The organism is Propionicimonas sp. (assembly GCF_034927565.1).
Classification (GTDB): domain Bacteria; phylum Actinomycetota; class Actinomycetes; order Propionibacteriales; family Propionibacteriaceae; genus Propionicimonas.
Map to the genome: position 1 here is coordinate 1 of NZ_JAYFPT010000063.1, position 18,131 is coordinate 18,131.

At 70.8% G+C, this 18,131-nt stretch carries 14 protein-coding genes, 1 tRNA gene, 1 pseudogene and 1 riboswitch; of the genes and pseudogenes, 6 read left to right on the forward strand and 10 right to left on the reverse strand.

From position 1 onward, the window contains the following. Positions 1-1,022 (forward strand): TROVE domain-containing protein (locus VB080_RS11955; RefSeq protein WP_323418681.1); only part of this gene is annotated, 1,022 nt, incomplete at its 5' end. Positions 1,023-1,166: 144 nt separating this feature from the next. After that, positions 1,167-1,240: transfer RNA gene (locus VB080_RS11960), tRNA-Leu, on the forward strand. A 91-nt stretch (positions 1,241-1,331) separates the two neighbouring features. Here VB080_RS11960 and VB080_RS11965 read toward each other — a convergent pair. The 5 genes and pseudogenes from VB080_RS11965 to VB080_RS11980 form a co-directional block, all read right to left on the reverse strand. After that, positions 1,332-2,222 carry a phospholipid scramblase-related protein gene (locus VB080_RS11965; protein WP_323418682.1) on the reverse strand — a complete coding sequence of 297 codons (891 nt, stop codon included), beginning with the start codon at positions 2,220-2,222 and terminating at the stop codon, positions 1,332-1,334. 150 nt (positions 2,223-2,372) lie between these two features. Beyond that, positions 2,373-2,564: pseudogene (locus VB080_RS16070) on the reverse strand (DUF2510 domain-containing protein); the annotation flags it as partial. A 137-nt stretch (positions 2,565-2,701) separates the two neighbouring features. Then, positions 2,702-3,856, reverse strand: coding sequence for a hypothetical protein (locus tag VB080_RS11970; RefSeq protein WP_323418683.1), 1,155 nt, complete (start codon positions 3,854-3,856; stop codon positions 2,702-2,704). 1 nt (position 3,857) lies between these two features. Further along, entirely contained in the window at positions 3,858-5,597 is a 1,740-nt protein-coding gene (locus VB080_RS11975) for a PQQ-binding-like beta-propeller repeat protein (RefSeq protein WP_323418684.1), read from the reverse strand. A gap of 117 nt (positions 5,598-5,714) precedes the next feature. After that, the gene (locus VB080_RS11980; RefSeq protein WP_323418685.1) at positions 5,715-6,110 is read right to left on the reverse strand and encodes a VOC family protein; all 396 of its coding nucleotides are present in this window, start codon (positions 6,108-6,110) and stop codon (positions 5,715-5,717) included. A 165-nt stretch (positions 6,111-6,275) separates the two neighbouring features. Here VB080_RS11980 and VB080_RS11985 point away from each other — a divergent pair, with 165 nt between their 5' ends. Together VB080_RS11985 and VB080_RS11990 are read left to right on the forward strand one after the other, a co-directional pair. Further along, positions 6,276-6,878 carry a hypothetical protein gene (locus VB080_RS11985; RefSeq protein WP_323418686.1) on the forward strand — a complete coding sequence of 201 codons (603 nt, stop codon included), beginning with the start codon at positions 6,276-6,278 and terminating at the stop codon, positions 6,876-6,878. A 50-nt stretch (positions 6,879-6,928) separates the two neighbouring features. After that, entirely contained in the window at positions 6,929-8,461 is a 1,533-nt protein-coding gene (locus VB080_RS11990) for an ATP-dependent DNA ligase (RefSeq protein WP_323418687.1), read from the forward strand. A gap of 30 nt (positions 8,462-8,491) precedes the next feature. Here VB080_RS11990 and cysE read toward each other — a convergent pair whose 3' ends face one another. The 5 genes from cysE to VB080_RS12015 form a co-directional block, all read right to left on the reverse strand. Continuing rightward, positions 8,492-9,346 carry a serine O-acetyltransferase gene (cysE, locus tag VB080_RS11995; RefSeq protein ID WP_323418688.1) on the reverse strand — a complete coding sequence of 285 codons (855 nt, stop codon included), beginning with the start codon at positions 9,344-9,346 and terminating at the stop codon, positions 8,492-8,494. 407 nt (positions 9,347-9,753) lie between these two features. After that, on the reverse strand, positions 9,754-10,701 hold the full coding sequence (locus VB080_RS12000) for a 1-phosphofructokinase family hexose kinase (RefSeq protein WP_323418689.1): 948 nt from the start codon (positions 10,699-10,701) through the stop codon (positions 9,754-9,756). A 160-nt stretch (positions 10,702-10,861) separates the two neighbouring features. Beyond that, the gene (locus VB080_RS12005) at positions 10,862-11,902 is read right to left on the reverse strand and encodes an ABC transporter ATP-binding protein (protein WP_323418690.1); all 1,041 of its coding nucleotides are present in this window, start codon (positions 11,900-11,902) and stop codon (positions 10,862-10,864) included. After that, a complete protein-coding gene (locus VB080_RS12010; RefSeq protein ID WP_323418691.1) occupies positions 11,899-13,572 on the reverse strand; it encodes an iron ABC transporter permease in 1,674 nt (557 codons plus the stop codon). The genes VB080_RS12005 and VB080_RS12010 overlap by 4 nt, the downstream gene beginning before the upstream one ends. A gap of 113 nt (positions 13,573-13,685) precedes the next feature. Beyond that, a complete protein-coding gene (locus tag VB080_RS12015) occupies positions 13,686-14,762 on the reverse strand; it encodes a thiamine ABC transporter substrate-binding protein (RefSeq protein WP_323418692.1) in 1,077 nt (358 codons plus the stop codon). A 36-nt stretch (positions 14,763-14,798) separates the two neighbouring features. Next, a riboswitch (TPP riboswitch) is annotated at positions 14,799-14,902 on the reverse strand. A gap of 208 nt (positions 14,903-15,110) precedes the next feature. Here VB080_RS12015 and VB080_RS12020 point away from each other — a divergent pair. Continuing rightward, positions 15,111-16,277, forward strand: coding sequence for a glycerate kinase (locus VB080_RS12020; protein ID WP_323418693.1), 1,167 nt, complete (start codon positions 15,111-15,113; stop codon positions 16,275-16,277). Positions 16,278-16,472: 195 nt separating this feature from the next. Next, a partial coding sequence (locus VB080_RS12025) for a helicase HerA-like domain-containing protein (RefSeq protein WP_323418694.1) occupies positions 16,473-18,131 on the forward strand: 1,659 nt, incomplete at its 3' end.

Sequence of the window (18,131 nt, forward strand, 5' to 3'; positions counted from 1 at the left end):
CCCTGTTCGACTGGATCGTCGGACGCGAGGCGGCCGGCCTGCCGCGGATCGTCGAGGGCTACCTCAGGGCGCAGGACGCCGCGGCGGACGTCCCGGCGCTGGTCCGCGAGTACCGCCTCACCTGGGACATGCTCCCCGACGAGGCCCTCGGCCGGGCAGCCACCTGGCACGCCCTGCTCGACGTCGGGATCCCGCAGACGGCGCTGCTGCGGCAGCTGCCGCGGCTCACCCGGCTCGGCCTGGTCGGCGCGCTGGATCAAGGCCGCACTGCGGAGATCGCGGCGCAGCTCACCGATCCGGAGCGGCTGCGGAAGGCGCGCGTCCACCCGGTGAACCTGCTCGTCGCTCTCCGCACCTATGCGGCGGGCCGGGGCAGGGGCTCGGTCTGGGAGCCGGCGACGGCCATCGTCGACGCCCTGGATGCGGCCTTCTACCGGGCGTTCGCGGTCGTCGAGCCGGCCGGCAGGCGTACTCTCATCGGCCTGGACGTCTCCGGGTCGATGGGGTCGCTGGTGGACCGCACCTCGGCGATCACCGCCCGCGAGGTCGGTGCCGCGCTGTCCCTGGTGATCAAGGCAACAGAGCCGAAGGCCGAGATCTACGGCTTCACCGCCACGGCCACCGGACGGGCGTGGGGCTGGGGTTACGGGGGCGCCACGGCGTTCACGAACCTCGGAATCTCGCCCCGGCAACGGCTCGACGACGTCGTACACAAGGTCTCCGACCTGCCGTTCGGCGCCACCGACTGCGCACTGCCGATGACCGAGGCCCTCCGCCGGGGGCTGAAGGTCGACACGTTCGTCGTCATCACCGACAACGAGACGTGGTACGGCGACATCCACCCGCACCAGGCGCTGCAGCAGTACCGCGAGCGGACCGGTATCCCGGCCAAGCTCGTGGTGCTCGCGCTGACGCCGACGCGGTTCACGATCGCCGATCCCTCGGACGCGGGCATGCTCGACATCGCCGGGTTCTCCAGCGACGTCCCGCAGCTCGTGAACGAGTTCTCCCGCGGGTTCTGACCTGGCGGGCCCGGCGGGTCCGGGCGGTGCTGGTTTGCCCCGGCACCGTCCGGACGCCACAGCGACAAGCTTCCGACCCCGGTAGCTGTGCAGCAGGGCTCTTGCTCCGCGGGCCGGGAGTTCGACTCCTGCTGCGGACCCCACGCCTTCGTATCCCAACTGGAAGAGGACGCCGGCTCAGACCCGGTGCGTTGCCGGTTCGAATCCGGCCGAGGGTACCGTGGCCGAGGCCGGGCAGTGATGTGCTCGGGGTGGCTCAGGTTGTTGCGGGGCAGGTCGCCTGCGGCCTTCCCACCCGGCGAGCAGTTGCTAAGCGTCGTCCTGCCTGAACACCGTGTCGACCGCCAGCGTCGCAGCAACCACAAGCGACCTCAACGGCTCCCCCAGCGGGCGGTGAATCTGCACAACATAGTTGTCGGCCTTGGTGAACGTCTCCCTGACCAGTCCTGCCCACGTCCGGGTGATCCGGGCGATCTCGACGCCGGCCGGGTCCTGGATCCGGAAGTCCCATTCTTCCGGGTCCTCCAACTGGATCGAACCAAGCGTTTCGCCACCGGCCACGAGGCTGAAGCGAACATAGCCCTGGCGACCGAGTTTGTTCTCGAGGTTCACCGGCGAGAACTGGTCGATCAGGCCAACTGCCCCTCGCACCAGACCACCGAAAGCACGGGTGTTCTCCTGCACGATCTGCCCGATCAGAACTCCGTCACCTCCCGAGACCGTGACCGTGGATTTGACCACCTTCGCCGGACGGACCAGCTTCAGCATCACCCGGCCGCTCAGGTCGACGACGTCGAGCTTGCGGGTACGGTTCTCCTCGGGCAACACCGCCAGTGCCTTGCGGACGATGTTCTCGCCGGTCTGCCTGACCGCCCCGATCTGCCGGCCGTGCTGGTCGAACACGGCATACTCCGCCTTGACTTCGAAGAGCTTCGCCTTCTGGTTGACCACCAGAATCGGCTCGGAGAACAGCGGCCCGACGCGGGCTGCCGCGCTCGGGGCCTGCAACCCCAACGCGCGAACCTGTTGCTGGACCTTCGGGTTCACCGGCGAGCTGGGAACAGGCGGGTCGACGCCCTGGCGTCCCTGCGAGACGACAAGTTGAGTCCAGCCGCGCCCGTCCCACCAGCGAAGCTCATAGCGACCGAACGGATCGGGAGCCCAGCGGCCCTGCACCTGACCGGCCGGGGCCGCCGCCACCTGCTGCCCATAGCCAGGCCGCTCCCACCGTGGGTCATCACGGTTGAACGGCGGCTCGTATCCAGGGTGAGGACGGACGGCAGGAACCTCACCAGCAACTCCTGGCTGCGCTGACGCACGCACTGGCAGCTGCGCGGCACGGGGCGCGGGCATCGCCGGTGCGACATGGTCGGTCCATCCAGCGCCGTCCCAATAACGCTGGGTTCCGTCCTGCTGGGGGTACCAACCCGCAGGAACCGCTGCTGCCATGTGCACCCCCTCGTGTCGATCGCTGCACACATCTGCGGTCAGCGCCGCCCCTGTCTGGCCAGACCGCTGGTCGAAGAGTACGGCTGATGGCATGCTAGCCCGGCCCGAGACCGTGCACAGGCAGAGTCGCGACAACGCCACCAGCTGCGACGGACGCCCACGATCGCAGTCGCAGCCGACCGACCCGCTGCTACCTCGACACCCTCTTCTGCAGTGTCTTCCCGGGCAGCTCAGCCACGGCGGGCGCGTAGCCGCGGGATCGCTGCCAGCCACACCCCGGCCACCACCACCAGCGGCAGCAGGACGATCAGCCACCGGCCATCGATCAGGTGGCCACCCACGCCGAGGATGCCGCCGACGACAGTCAGCCCGACCAACCACGCCACCAGTTCCGCACGCCGCAAGCCGATAGACGCCAGCTGGAGCAGCAGCCAGCCCAACCCGAGCAGCAGCAGGAGGGCGGCAGCAAACGTCCACCTCGTCCCGAGCAGCCAGGTGACGATGCTCAACCCCAGCGCGACCACGGTGAAGCCAGCCAGCCAGCCCACCGCCGCCGGCACCGAGGTGGCAGCGGCAGCCCGCTGCCCGACCAGATCATCGGCGGGCTCGGCCCAGGCGTTGAGCCGTCGCCACCAGCCACCGGTGGACGCCAGCCGCTCCCGTCCGGCGCGGGTCAGCAGCCGTCGGACGAGCGTCCACACCACGTCCAGCCCGACGATCGCCAGCGGGGCCAGCACCATCGCCGGGGAGGCGTTGGCCAGCCAGGCGTACAACCCAGTTGCCCAGGCGACGGCGGCCAGCACCGGGCCCAGCGCCTGGTCCGCCTCAGGCCGGACGGCGGGCAGCACCGCGAGCGGGAGTACCGCCGCCGCGACCACCAGCACCACGGTGGCCAGGCCCGGGTTCGGGATGCCCCAGGCGATCGCAAATAGAGAGAGAGCGCCCGCAACGGCCAGCAGTGCGGGCGTCCGACCGGCCCCGGACAGCTGGGCACCCCGGGTCGCGAACGCGACAACGTTGAACACCACCACTCCGCCAGCCACGCCGATCGCGGCGGTGCTCGCGAACAGGTCACCCCGCAGGTACTCGACCCCCAGGGTGGCCACGATCACCAGCCCCTGCCCCACCAGCCGGAGCGCCCAGGGCGCCCCGGCCAGCACCAGCAGGGTCTCGACCAGCCCGGCCACCAGCGCCGCCCCCAGCAGGATCAGCGCCAGCTTGGGTGCCTCACCGGTCAGCCCGAGCACCAGCAGCGCCAGGGCGAGCCCCAACCAGACCGGGCCACCCCGTCCGATCCGCTCCCGCCAGCCGGGCAGCGCCCGCACCAGCAGCGCGGCCCCGGCGCTCGCCACGAGCGCAACCACCATCGCCAGGATCATGCCCATGTCAGCTCACCTTGATCCCGAAGATCTTCTGGTCGTACGAGGCGACCACCAGCATGTTGTCGTAGGCCGCCACCGACGCCTCGACGTTCCGGCCCAGCGACACCGTTGCATAGTCGGCACCGCTGGCCGGGTCGAACAGGTGCAACAGACCGGCGGAGTCACCGAAGACGCCGTACTCGTGGCCGTCGCTGCCGTGGATCATCACCGGGGAACTCCACGAGTAGTGCGCCAGGTTGCGCGACCAGACCACCGCCCCGGACGTCCGGTCGAGCGCGACCAGGGTGCCCTCGGACGGCGCTGTCGTCTTGGCGACGTTGAAGATGATCAGCCCCGACTGCTCGCCCTGGCCCAGCAGTGGCGTGGAGACCAGCCCGCCCTTGACCGCGAAGTCGTAGTAGGCGGGCAGGTCGTACTGCCAGACCACCTGGCCGGTCAACCCGTCCACCTTGCGCAGGTTGGTCACCTGGTCGCGTCGGTCAGCACCGCGCCAGCCGACCGAGTTGCCGGTGTAGAGGTAGGGGTGCCCGCCCTCGTCGGCCAGCACCGGGGTGGAGTCGGCGTTGTCGTTGAAGTTGTGTGCCCAGACCACCTGCAGGGTGGTGGCGTCCCAGCAGACCAGGTTGCCGTCGTTGTCGTTGGCGTACATCAGGTTCTGCCAGGCCGCTGCCGAGCTCTCAATGCCGTACTGGCGGCTGACCGGGGTCCGGTAGGTCATCTTGGTCAGCTCGGGGTCGACGCTCACCTGCTTGGCCGCCGGGTCGAAGGACGCGTTCAGCTTCGCCTGGTAGATCACCCCGTTCTCACCCGGTTCGATCAGGGTGTCGGAGTGCCGGTCGACCAGTGCCGAGGAGTCGAAGGCGCCCCAGCCGACCGGGTCCTGCCGGTGCGAGACCTCGTCAGTGCCGCTGATCTTCGCGACCTGCTTGTTCTGGATCAGGTCGAAGATCCGGTACTCCCAGGGGCCCTTGCGGTCGCCGTTCTCGTCCAGGCCCTGGCCGGCGTAGAGCAGCGGGTAGCCGCGCGGGTCGACCGAGCCGGTGCCCTTGAACCCCCAGCCGGCGTCGATCGCGGGCTTGGTGGGGGTGCCGGTGGCCAGGTCGAGCCGGTAGATGTGGCCGTCGAAAACCGGGTAGAGCACCTCGACGAAGTTCGGGTCGTCGCTCTGGGACGGGTCCAGTCCCATCGCCTGCTTGGTGTCCTTCGGCCAGTTCACCAGCAGCGGCTGGCCGGTCCAGCCGGCGCCCGGGAAGTAGCTGCCGTCCGCGCTGACCGCGCCGATGTCGTGCGTCCAGACGATCTGCAGCTTCTTCTCGGTGATGTCGGCGGTGCCGTAGGTGGGTGCGGTGCGCGCGTTGTTCCCGCGGAAGGTGAGGACGCCGGGCACCTCGGTGTACTCCTGCGGCGCACCCCAGGCGACCTGCCGGGACGGCTGGTAGGACTCCAGCGGCTGGCTCTGCTGGTCGTAGACCGTCCAGCTGATGTCTCCCGTCCCGCCGACCATGGGACGGGAGAAGCTCCCGCCGCCGAGCGCGGACGGCGACTGCCAGCCAGGCAATTCGGTGAGCTCAATCGGTGAGCGGGACTGCGCCGACGGTGCCGGGACGGTCGCTGTCGGCTGCGCCCCGGTGGCGATCCGATCGGCGGACGAGCAGGCCGCCAGCCCCAGGCAGGCAGTGAGGGCGACGGCACCCGTCACCAGCCGGTGGCGCCGGCCCCTCCAGCGCTCACCGCGCCGCTTCATCACTACGTCCCTGGCCACGCTCGCCTCCGGTCTTGAGCCTTGTCTGAGTGTAGGCATGCCCCGACAGGCCGGTTTGCACCGACCGGCGAGCAGCCAGTTGGTCCGACCGCGGCCGGCTTACGGCAGGTTCGTGATACTCGCCAGCAGCGCCCTGTGCCAGGTGCCGGCCGGGTCGGACACCAGGCAGAACTCGTTGTCCTCCGGGTCGAGCATCACCTGGAAGCCTCCCTCGGTGCCGAAATTCGGGTCGCCCAGAGTATGGGCGCCCAGCGCCTCGGCTCGCTCGATCGCGGCGGTGATGTCGTCCACCTGGATGTCGAGGTGGAGCCGGTTCTTCGGCGACGACTTGGCTTCGGGCACCCTCTGGAAGCCCATCAGCGGGGACGCATGCACGACCGCCCAGTTGTCGTCGAGGGAGCCCCAACCGCACTCCAGCAGCCGTCCCCAGAACGCTGCGAGCGCCGCCGGATCCGTACAGTCGAGGACGACCTCCTGGATTGTGATTCCCGTCATGCCACGAGTCTTCCACGCCGCACCAGCCCTCGCGCCGGTGCCCAACGATCCGGCCCGTTGACTCCTGCGTGGTTCGCGGGCCTGCCGGGCTGGACCGCCATCGTCGCCGACATCACACCGGTGTTCTCACGGGCGACGCGAGCGGATCGCGCTACGGTCGGAGACGTGGGCATGTTGCTGCACCGGTTCACCGTGAAGCCCGGACATCTCGACCACTGGCTGGAGACCTGGCCGGCCGAGGTCACACTGCGCCGTCGGCACGGCTTCACTGTTCATCGCGGGTTCGTCGAGACCGACGCCGAGCCGAAGGTGACCTGGCTCTACTCCCATCCGGATCACACCGCCGCGCTCGCCGCCCTCATGACCGATCCGGCGTCCGCCGAGCTGGCCGCGCACACGGCACCGCACGTGTTCCGCAACGTCACCCTGCGTCCGGTGGAGGTGGAGCAGCTGTCCGGGCCAGGCGTCCCTGCCCGGACCGTCATCATGCGCCGGTACGCGATCACCGGTTCCTGGGACGAGTTCCTGGCGATCTGGCGACGGATCGTCCCCGTCCGCGCGCAGTACGGCTTCCCGTGCCTGTTCGCGGTGGCCGACCGGGAGAAGGACCTGTTCACCTGGGCTTTCGGCTTCGACGGCGACTGGGACGAGTTCCCGTCCGCCCAACGCGGCTACTACCACGATCCTGACCGGATAGCGCTGCGGGAAGTCTTCGACTACATGGCTGACTACGCTATTCACCCCGCGCGCGAGCTGCCCCTGCCGTGATTCGGCCGGAGGGCTTCCGCGTTGTCGGTGGCTCGGGGTAGGAAGGAGCCATGCTGTTCTCGCAGGTGGTGGCAGCCAGCGCGCAGGTCGCGGCGACGAGCGCCCGCAAGGCCAAGATCGCGATCCTGGCTGGGCTGCTGGCCGGTGCCGATCCGGCCGAGGTCGACATCCTGGCCCATTTCCTCGCCGGGCGGCTGCGGCAGCGCCGCACCGGCATCGGCTGGCGCTCACTGCGAGGCTTCACCCCGGCCGGAGCGCCGTCCCTCACCCTCACCGAGGTGGACGGCCGGCTCGAGCAGCTCTCCCGGCTCGAAGGCGCCGGCTCGCAGCTGGCCCGCCAGGCGGGGCTCGCCAAGCTCATGGAGTTGGCCACCGAGAACGAGCAGCGCTTCCTCGCCGGGCTGATCGTCGGCGAGACCCGGCAGGGTGCGCTCGAAGGGGTGCTGCTGCAGGCGATCGCCGAGGCCTTCGCCGTGCCGGCCGAGCTGGTGCGGCGGGCGGCAATGTTCGCCGGGTCGGCTCCGGCGGCGGCCGTGGCGGCTGCCCGCGGCGGTGCCGAGGCGTTGGCGGAGATCCGGCTGGAGGTCGGCCGTCCCGTCCAGCCAATGCTGGCCTCCAGCGCGTCCAGCGTCGCCGCGGCGCTGGAACGGCTCGGCCCCAGCACCCCGGTGGCAGTTGAGACCAAGCTGGACGGCATCCGCATCCAGGCCCACAAAAGCGGCAGCCGGGTGGCCATCTACTCCCGCAGCCTGGACGACATCACCGTCCGGCTGCCCGAGGTGGCAGCGCAGGTAGCGGCCCTGCCCTGCGACAGCTGTGTGCTGGACGGCGAGGCGCTCGTGATCGGTGCGGACGGACGCCCCCGGCTCTTCCAGGAGAGTTCCTCGCGCGCGGCAACGCACAGCAAGCAGGCCGATCCCGGCACCGATCCCCCGGCAGCGCTGAGCCCGTTCTTCTTCGACCTGCTCGCCGTGGACGGCGAGGATCTGGTCGATTCCCCCACCGCCGTCCGTTACGAGCGGCTGGCCGGGCTGGTGCCGGGCGAACTCCGGGTGGGACGGACGGTGACCGCCGACGTGACCGAGGCCGAGGACTTCTCCCATCACGCCCTCGCCCAAGGACACGAGGGGGTGGTGATCAAAGCGCTCGACCTGCCCTACCAGGCCGGACGGCGCGGTGCGGGCTGGGTGAAGGTGAAGCCCGTCCACACCCTCGACCTGGTGGTCCTGGCGGTGGAGCGGGGCAGCGGCCGGCGGAAGGGCTGGCTGTCGAACATCCATCTCGGCGCGCGCGATCCGGCGACCGGCGGGTTCGTGATGCTCGGCAAGACCTTCAAGGGGATGACCGACGAGATGCTGGCCTGGCAGACCGAGCGGTTCACCGCACTGGCCACCGACGACAACGGCTGGGTGGTGCAGGTGCGTCCCGAGCAGGTGGTCGAGATTGCCTTCGACGGTATCCAGCGCTCTCCGCGCTACCCCGGCGGCGTCGCGCTGCGGTTCGCCCGGGTCGTCCGCTATCGCGACGACAAGACCGCCGCAGAAGCCGACACTCTGGACACCGTCCTCGGCTTCGCCCGCTGACCCGTCCCCGGCAGCCCGGGCGGAGCGGGGTCAGAGGCGATCGTCGAGGTCGTTCAGATCGGCGGCGGGCAGGCCGTGGACGGGGTAGCTCACCGGGCGGGCCGGAACGCCGGCGACGGTGGTGTAGGGCGGGACGTCCTCCAGGACCACGCTGCCGGCGCCGATCCGTGCGCCTTCACCCACGCGAATGTTGCCCAGCACCTTGGCGCCGGCGCCGATCATCACCCCGCGTCCGATCTTGGGGTGCCGGTCGCCGCCGACCTTGCCGGTGCCGCCGAGGGTCACCTCGTGCAGCATCGAGAAGTCGTCCTCGACCACGGCGGTCTCACCGATCACCACCGAGGTGGCGTGGTCGAACATGATTCCCTTGCCGATCCGGGCACCGGGGTGGATGTCGACCGCGAACGCCTCCGAGATCCGGCTCTGCAGGTAGAGCGCCATCGCGGTGCGTCCCTGCAACCAGTAGTAGTGCGCGATCCGATACGACTGCAGGGCGTGGAAGCCCTTGAAGTAGAGCAGCGGCTGGGAATAGCCACGCGTCGCCGGGTCGCGCGAGAGGACGGCGCGCAGGTCCTCCCGGACGGCGATACCGATCGAGCGGTCGTCGGCCAGGGCGTGGTCGATAAGTTCGCGCAGGGTGAGGGCGCTGACCGTCGAGCTCTCCAGCTTGCTGGACAGCAGGAAGCTGAGCGCGTCCTCCAGGTGCTGGTGACCGAGGATCACGGTGTGCAGGAAGCTCGCCAGCGCGGGTTCGGCGGCCGCTTCGGCTGTGGCCTCGGAACGAATCCGGGCCCAGATCTCGTCGTGGGTGGGGTCGCGGTGTGCATTGCGCGACGGGGTGGAGCTGGCCGCCTCGGCTGACGGGCGGGGAACGGTGGTGGTCATGCGGAAGTCCTCTGGTTGCGTGGGATGCGCGGCGCGCACGGTGAGGAGCGCGCGGGCGCGGGCTGTCGGATCAGCGACAACAACAGCAACAGCAGAGCATCCGGAGACGCGCCCCGGCCGGGGCGGTGGTCACGGATGTGGTACGCATGCCGCCAGCTTACCCGTCGTCGTGACGGCATCCCAGTCCGCCCCGGCCCGGGGTAGACGTAGGCCCGCACAAACCGGGTGATTCCGGTGGGTCGCCGGGGGTATCCACGCGACCCACCCAGATTGCCCGGTTTCTGCTGGGGAGAGGGTGGTCTGTTGTTCGGCGCGGACGCCGTCCGCCTGCTCCAGGCGCGGGGTCGCAGACCCGCACTGCGGCTTCTGCTTGCGCACCGTCGCCGGCGCACCGGCCACGCCCGGCCTCAGCTCTGATGCAACCGGGCGTGGTAGCGGGCCGCGTCCTCGGCGGAGGCGGCCCCGGGCGACCATTGCGAGATGGCCGAGCAGGCGGTGGCCATCCCCCAGCGGACGGCGGCGGGGAAATCCCAGCCGACCTCCAGCCAGGCAACCAGGCCGCCCAGAAAGGCGTCACCGGCACCGATCGGGTTCTTCACCTCGACCTCGATCCCGGGCAGCCGGCCGGTTCCGTCCGGGCTGGCCCAGGCGACCCCGGCAGCCCCCGCGGTCACCGTGACGTGTTCCACCCCACGTGCCCGCAGCGCCACAGCCGCCGCCTCGGCGCGCTCCAGGGCGTCCGCGCCCACGTCCGTCGGTTCGACCGCGCCAGGATCGCCGGCGAGCACCGCTTCGGCCTCAGCCAGGTTGGGTGAGATCAGCGCCGGCCCGGCGGCAATCCCGGTGGCCAGCCAGTTCGGGCCGGTGTCGAGCGCGAGCTTGCCGCCGGCCCGTGCCACCCGTCCGACGAAATCTGCCAGTTCAGACTCGCCGACACCCGGCGGGAAACTGCCGCTGCAGATCACCCAGCCCCCCGGCGTCACCTGGGCGACAACCATCCGGACGAACTCGTACCACCGGTCGGCGGCGATCTCGGCGCCGGTGCCGTTGATCACCGTCACCCGGCCCGAGTCCTCGTACACCAGAATCGTCTCCCGCACCTCGCCGGGATAGAGGTGGTCGGTGACGTTCATGCCCTCGGCGCGCAACGTGTCGAGGTACCACGACGACCCGCCCTCGGGCAGCAGCACGTGCACCTGCGGGGAGGCGCCGTTCGCCCGGCAGCCGCGGGCCGCCGAGACCGACTTGCCGGCCGGGTAGGCCTTGTTCTCTCGCGCTCGAAGGACGGTGCCCGGCGCGAGGTCGGCCAGGATCACCTGCCGATCGATGGTCGGGTTCGGACAGACCACCAGCACTGTGTCAGCCTCCAGTTCGAGCTCCTGCGCACAGACTGCCGCCTGGCCTCCAGCGCGTCAAACGCCGCGGACGCGCCGGGGGCCGGGTCTGCGTGCCGGGCCGCCTCGCGGAGAGCGCAGCGCGTCCGCCCTGGCCGGCCGACGCCGCACCGAACCGGGCTCAGTCCCCGACCAGCGCGCAACCCGCCCGCCGCAGCTGGATCGGCAGGGTCTGCCCTGGGGGCGCGGAGCTGCGCAGTTCGGCGTCGGCCCCGTTCGGCAGCCGCACCCCGACCTCGTAGCTGCCGCGCCCGGCACGGACCGACGTCACCGCCACCGGGGTGCCGGCCGGGTCCTCGACGAGTCCGTCCGGGCCGATCGCGACCAGCGGCTGGCCCGGCCTGCCGGCCTGCGCCTCGCGGCCTACCCAGCCGAGTGCCGCCGCCTCGTCGAGGGTGAGAAAGGGCCCGTAGCCCAGGAACTCGGCCACCTCGCGGCTGGCCGGGTGTGCCCACAGCTGCGCTGGTGCCGCCACCTGCAGCAGCCGGCCTCCGTCCAGCACCGCGATCCGGTCGGCGATCGCGAACGCCTCGTCCTGGTCGTGGGTGACGTACAACCCGGGGGTGGCGGTGGCACGCAAGGTGTTCTCCAGCACCCCGACCAGGTGCTCGCGCAGACCACGATCCAGCGAGGACAGTGGCTCGTCCAGCATGAGCAGGCGGGGGTGCGGTGCCAGCGACCGGGCCAGCGCCACCCGCTGCGCCTGGCCGCCGGACAGCGCGGTAACCGGACGCGGGCCGTAGCCCGCCAGCCCGACCAGCTCCAGCAACTCCTCCACCCGGGCGGCGCGAGCCTCCCGGTCGAGCTGGGTCAGCGCATAGCCGACATTGCCGGCCACGCTCAGGTGCGGGAACAGCTGCCCGTCCTGGAACATCATCACGAAGCCCCGACGGTGCACCGGCACCGCGGTCAGGTCCTCACCGTCCCAGCTGACCGAGCCGCCGGCCAGCGGCTCCAGCCCGGCGACCGCCCGCAACAGCGACGACTTGCCCGACCCGGACGCACCCAGCAGCGCCACGATCTCGCCGGGAGCGACCTCCAGGCAGACCCGGTCGACGGCCGTCATCGGGCCGTACCGCACCACTGCATCGGTGACCGTCAGGCCCTGGCCCCTGGTCGGCTCCGGCAAACCGACGTCCACCAGGCACTCCGTCCCGCTCACCACGGATTCACCTCCTTGGGTCCGAGCCACTCCGCCAGCGCCATCGCGGTGGCGGTCAAGGCTGCCAGCAGCACCGAGGCCGCCATCGCCATCCCGAAATTCTCTGCTCCCGGCCGTGAGATCAGCCGGTAGATCACCACCGGCAGGGTCGGACGGTCCGGCCGCGCCAGGAAGGAGGTCGCGCCGAACTCGCCCAGCGAGGTGGCGAAGGCGAAGCCGAGCGCCAGCCCCAGCCCGCGCAGCGCGAACGGCAGGTCGATCGTCAGCGTGATCCGCCGCGGTCCGGCGCCCAACGTCGCAGCGGCCTCGTGCAGCCGTGGATCGATCGCCCGCAGCGTGGGCAGCAGCGTCCGTACCACCAGCGGCAGCGCGACCAGCGCCTGCGCTATCGGGATCAGCACCACCGACGAGCGCAGGTCGAGGGGCGGGCGGTTGAGCGTGATCAGGAAGCCGAAGCCGACGGTGACCGCCGACACCCCCAGCGGCAGCATGAAGGCCGAGTCAGCCACGGCCAGCACCCCCCGTCCGACCGGTGAGGACGGGCGCCGCGACAGCAGGTAGCTGACCAGCAGCCCGAGCGCGATGGCCAGCGCCGAGGCGGCCGCCGCGATCTCCAGCGAGTTCCACAGTGCCTGCCAGACGCTGACCGTCGTCCCCTGGGCCTGGCCGACCAGGGCGGCGTAGTTGTCCAGCCCGAAGCCGTCGGCGGTGGCGAACGACCGCACCACCAGCCCGGCAATCGGGGTCGCCAGCAGCCCCAGCACGACCACCGCGGTCACCACGACGACCGGCCAGTCGGCCCGGCGCAACGGGGTGTCGACCGGGTGCCCGAGCAGTCGCAGCGCCCGCTCCGAGCCTGCCCTGGCCCGGTTGGCGACCAGCAGGGACGCGGTCACCACGATCAGTTGCAGGATCGACAACGCAGCGGCCGCCGGCAGGTCGAGCAGCTGGGTGGTCTGGTACCAGATCTCGGTCTCGATGGTGCCCCACCAGACCCCGCCCATCACCAGTACCACCCCGAACGCGGTCGCGCAGAACAGGAAGGTCAGCGCAGCCCCCGAGGCGATCGCCGGTGCCAACGCGGGCAGCGTGACCGTGGCGAACACCCGCCAGCCGGGGGCGCCCAGCGTCCGGGCAGCGTCCTCGGCGCGGGGGTCGAGCCGCGCCCAGAGCGTGCCCACCGTCCGGACCACCACCGAGTAGTTGAAGAAGACCAGCGCGGCGACGATCCCGGCGAACGACTCCTGCAGCCCCAGCCAGCCCAGCAGACCGGTCGGCGCCAGCAGCGAACTGAATGCCACCCCGACCACGACCGTCGGCAGCACGAACGGGACGGCCACCAGTGCGCGCAGCAGCCGCCGTCCGGGGAAGCGGCGGCGGTAGAGCAGGAAGGCGCCGGGTACGCCCAGCAGCACCGCCACCGACGTCGCCACGGTGGCCTGGGCGAGAGTCTGGCCGAGAATCCGCCAGGTTCGCGGGGACGCCAGCACACTCTGCACCCCGGTCAGACTGAACGCGCCGGTGTCGTCCAGGAACCCGCGCGCGACCAGCGCGGCCACCGGCCAGGCGAAGAAGACCGCCAGGAAGCCAAGCGGCAGGGCCGCTGCCAGCCCCCACACCCAGGGCGATCCGCCCAGCCCGCGCGGCCGGCGCGCCACAGATTCGGTCACCCTGCACCTCGTCCCGAGCAGAAACCGGGCAGCAGAGGCCACGCGCGTGGATAATCCACGCGACCCACCGGAATCACCCGGTTTCTGCAGGTCGAGGACGCCATCAGAACTGCTCAGCCGATGACGGTGGTGGTCCAGTCGCGGATCCAGCTGTCCCGCTGCGCCGCGATGGTCTCGGCCGGGACGTACCAGGGCTGGTCCACCGCGGTGCCGAACTTCGCCCAGTCCTCGGGCAGCGCGATGGCAGGATCGGCCGGGTACATCCACATATTCGGCGGGATCTGGGCCTGCACCTGGGGGCTGAGCAGCCAGTCGACGAACTTCCGGGCGCCGACCTCGTTCTGCGCGCCGGCCAGCACGCCGGCGTACTCGACCTGGCGCAGGCAGGTCTGCGGCAGGTTCGCGGTGCGCGGCTGGCCGTCCTCGCCGAGTTCGGAGGCGGGCGAGCTGGCATACGACAGCACCAGCGGACGCGGTCCCTTGCCGGCCGAGCCGGAGAACTCGACGGTGTAGGCCTCCGTCCAGCCGGGGACGACCTTCAGCCCGTTCGCCTTGAGCTGTTTCCAGTAGTCGAGGTAGCCGTCGCCCTTGGCGGCGACAGTGGCGATCAGGAAGGCCAGGCCTGGCGTGGAGGACGCCGGGTTCGGCACCACCAGCAGGTCGGCGTACTCCGGTTTGACCAGGTCGTCCAGGGTCTGCGGGACGGCCAGGCCCTTGGCCTGGAACCAGCCCAGGTCGGCGTTCAGGCAGACATCGCCGTAGTCGATCGGGGTGAGGAAGCCCTTGCCGTCGGTGGCCAGGTCGGCGGCGCCGTCCGGCAGCGCCGGCGAGGTGTAGGACGCCAGCACTCCGGCATCGATCGCCCGGCCGGCGAAGGTGTTGTCGATACCGAAGACGACATCACCCAGTGGGGCGTCCTTGGTGAGAATCAGTTGGTTGACCAGGGTGCCGCCGTCCCCGGGCTGGACATAGCTGACCTTGTAGCCGCTGGCCTTCTCGAAGGCCGCCAGGGTCTCCTCCGGCAGGGAGAAGCTGTCATGGGTGAGGACGGTGAGCGTCGTGCTCTCGGTGGCCGGGGCAGACTGGCTCGACCCCGGGTCGGGCGGCTGGGTGACCTCGCCGCTCACCCCCGCGCACCCGGTCAACAGCACGGCCAGGGCGCCTGCGAGCGCCGCCAGTGGTCTGATCATTGTTTCCTCCAACGAAGCGGAGGGCCCGGCCCGCGGCCGGGGAGAATCCCGACTCCCTACGCCGGTGCTAGCCGGATCAGGTTCGAGGGTCTGCGTTTCCGCACTCTCAGCGCCCCTGCGGCGCTCCCCTGTCTGTTGGCAAGCCTACCCCTGCCGCAGCCGGGCCTACGCCGATCTCGTCCAGCCGCGCCGGGGACGGAACAAATCCGGCGCCAGTTCGCCGGATTGGGCCGCGAGGCGGCCCGCACGGCCCCTCCGGTGGCCGATATGTTCTCCGTTGTCGATCGTTGGTGCGCCCACGGGCGTCCAACTTGGATAGATTCGCTGGCAACGCTGATCGGAGGTGCCGTGCGGAAGGTGATCCTGATCCCCGACTCATTCAAGGGGACGATGAGTTCGGCCGAGATCTGCCAGATCATGGCGGACGCCGTCCACACCCACTACCCCGACGCGGAGATCGTGGCGCTGCCGGTGGCCGACGGCGGCGAAGGCAGCGTGGATGCCTTCCTGACCGCGGTCGGCGGAGAGAAGGTCACCGTGGAGGTGAACGGGCCTTTCCCCGGCGAACCGGTCGCCGCCTTCTACGGCCGGCTGGACGAGCAGACGGCGGTGATCGAGATGGCCGCGACCGCCGGACTGCCCCTCGTCGAAGGACGCCAGGCGCCAGAGCGCACCACCACCCACGGCGTCGGCGAGTTGATGCTGACCGCCGCCCGCGCAGGCGCCCGGCACCTGATCGTGGGAGCCGGTGGCAGCGCGACCAATGACCTCGGAACCGGCGCCGCCGCGGCCGCCGGCATCGGCTTCTTCGACGCCGCCGGCGAGCGCTTCATGCCCACGGGCGGCTCGCTGGACCGGATCGCCCGGATCGATATCTCGACGCTCGCGCCCGAGCTGCGTGACTGCACGGTCACCGTCATGTGCGACATCGACAACCCGCTCTACGGCGAGCGCGGCGCGGCTGCGGTGTTCGGCCCGCAGAAGGGTGCGTCCCCCGACCTGGTGCGGCTGCTGGACGACCAGCTGCGGGCCGGGTCGACTGCGATCGTGCGTGACCTGGGAGTGGACCTGGCCGAGGTCCCCGGCGCGGGAGCTGCCGGCGGGCTGGCCGGCGGGCTGATGGCGTTCTTCGGCGCGAGCCTGCGCCAGGGGATCGACGTGGTGCTGGATGCGGTGGATTTCGACCAGGTGGTGTCGGACGCGTCGATGGTGTTCACCGGCGAGGGGAAGATCGACTCCCAGTCGCTGTCCGGCAAGGTGGTGGTCGGGGTGGCCCGGCGCGCCAAACCCCGGGGGGTCCCGGTGGTCGCGGTGGTTGGCGATATCGGGGACGGCTTCGAGGGCGCCTACGACGAGGGGGTGAGCGCGGTGTTCAGCATCAACAACCTGGCCATCCCGTTCGCTCAGGCGCGCGTTCGCGCCCGGCAGGATCTGGCCCTCACCATGGACTCGATCCTGCGCTTCGCCAGACAGCTGCTACCGGTGGGTGCCGAGCGGGCCACGACCGCCGGCTGAACCGGTTGAAGCCGCCGGCCAGCGTGCTGTGGCGTGGTCGGGGCGGGTTCGGCCAGCGATGATCAGTTCGTGGGTGAGGGATGGTGCCGGTCCGACGGGTTCACGGGGAGAACCCGGCTCTGCGACCGGGGCATCGGTGACGCCTTGCCGGTCCGACGGGTGCACGGGGGGAACCGGGTGTGGCAGGCTTCCGGCATGACGCAGCAGCCGTGGCAGCAGCCGTCCGTCCAGCCCGCAGCCAAGCCGCCCGCCGAACAGGCCGGGCCTGCCGCCACCGCACCGGGCCCGGACGGCAACGCTGCCCCGGTGCCCGCCCACTCTGACTGGACCCGGAAGGTGATCGACGGCTACACCTTCGACACGCCCTCGATCGACCTCGGCGTGCTGATGGCGGACGGTGAGCCCGTCCCGGACGCGACGGTGCGGCTCGCGCTGTCGATGTTCAACCGGCACGGGCTGATCGCCGGCGCCACCGGCACCGGGAAGACCAGGACCCTGCAGGTGATCGCCGAACAGCTTTCCGCAGCCGGGGTGGCGGTCTTCGCCGCCGACATCAAGGGTGACCTCTCCGGGATCGCCCTGCCGGGCCAGCCCAACGACAAGCTGCTGGTCCGCACCCAGAAAATCGGCCAGGACTGGCAGCCGCACGCCGCCCCGACCGAGTTCTACGCGCTCGGCGGGGTAGGCACCGGCATCCCGCTGCGGGCGACGGTCTCGAGCTTCGGGCCGCTGCTGCTGAGCAAGGTGCTGGGCCTGAACCAGACCCAGGAATCCACCCTCGGCCTGGTCTTCCACTACGCCGACAGCAACGGCCTGGCCCTGCTCGACCTGGAGGACCTGCGCGCCACCCTCAACTACCTGACCTCCGAGCAGGGCAAGGCCGAACTGAAGTCGATCGGCGGGGTGTCCTCGACCACGGTCGGGGTGATCCTGCGCAACATCCTGGCCCTGGAGGCCCAGGGCGCCGGCGCGTTCTTCGGCGAACCGGAGTTCGACACTGCCGACCTGCTCCGTGTCCTGCCGGACGGACGCGGGGTGGTCTCGCTGCTCGAACTTCCGAACCTGCAGGATCGTCCGGCGGTCTTCTCGACCTTCCTGATGTGGCTGCTGGCCGACCTGTTCCACGACCTCCCGGAGGTTGGCGATCTGGACAAGCCGAAGCTGGTCTTCTTCTTCGACGAGGCGCATCTGCTGTTCGACGACGCGTCCAAGGCCTTCCTGGACGCGGTTGCCCAGACCGTCCGGCTGGTCCGGAGCAAGGGCGTGGGGGTGTTCTTCGTCACCCAGACTCCCAAGGACGTGCCCGAGGACGTCCTGGCCCAGCTCGGCTCGCGGGTGCAACACCAGTTGCGGGCGCACACCCCGAATGACGCCAAGGCGCTCAAGGCGACCGTGTCCACCTACCCGTTCTCCGACTACAACCTCGGCGAGCTGCTGCAGTCGCTCGGCATCGGCGAGGCGGTGGTCACCGTCCTCAACCCGGACGGCGCCCCGACCCCGGTGGCGTGGACCCGGATGCGCGCGCCCGAGGCTTCCATGGATCCGATGCCCGCCGCGTGGATGACCGACGGCGTGGCCCGGTCGCCGATGATGGCGAAGTACGGCACCCAGATCGACCGGGAGTCGGCCTACGAGCTCCTGGCAGCCAAGCTGCAGGCCGGCATCGAGGCCGCCCAGCACGAGGCCGAGAGCAAGGCCTGGGACAAGCAGCAGCGCGAGCAGGCCGCCCGGCAGCAGCAGGAGACCGCCGCCCGGGCCCGGGCCGAGCGGCATGCCCCAGCCGGACGGCAGCAGAAGTCCTGGCTGGAGAAGACTGTGCAGTCGGCAACCTTCCGCGACCAGGTGCTGCGCACC

Excerpts from the sequence above, each read along its gene's own strand:
- VB080_RS11970 (WP_323418683.1), bottom strand. The coding sequence starts at position 3,856 with ATGGGCATGATCCTGGCGATGGTGGTTGCGCTCGTGGCGAGCGCCGGG.
- VB080_RS11975 (WP_323418684.1), bottom strand. The coding sequence starts at position 5,597 with ATGAAGCGGCGCGGTGAGCGCTGGAGGGGCCGGCGCCACCGGCTGGTG.
- VB080_RS11980 (WP_323418685.1), bottom strand. The coding sequence starts at position 6,110 with ATGACGGGAATCACAATCCAGGAGGTCGTCCTCGACTGTACGGATCCG.
- VB080_RS11990 (WP_323418687.1), top strand. The coding sequence starts at position 6,929 with ATGCTGTTCTCGCAGGTGGTGGCAGCCAGCGCGCAGGTCGCGGCGACG.
- cysE (WP_323418688.1), bottom strand. The coding sequence starts at position 9,346 with ATGACCACCACCGTTCCCCGCCCGTCAGCCGAGGCGGCCAGCTCCACC.
- VB080_RS12015 (WP_323418692.1), bottom strand. The coding sequence starts at position 14,762 with ATGATCAGACCACTGGCGGCGCTCGCAGGCGCCCTGGCCGTGCTGTTG.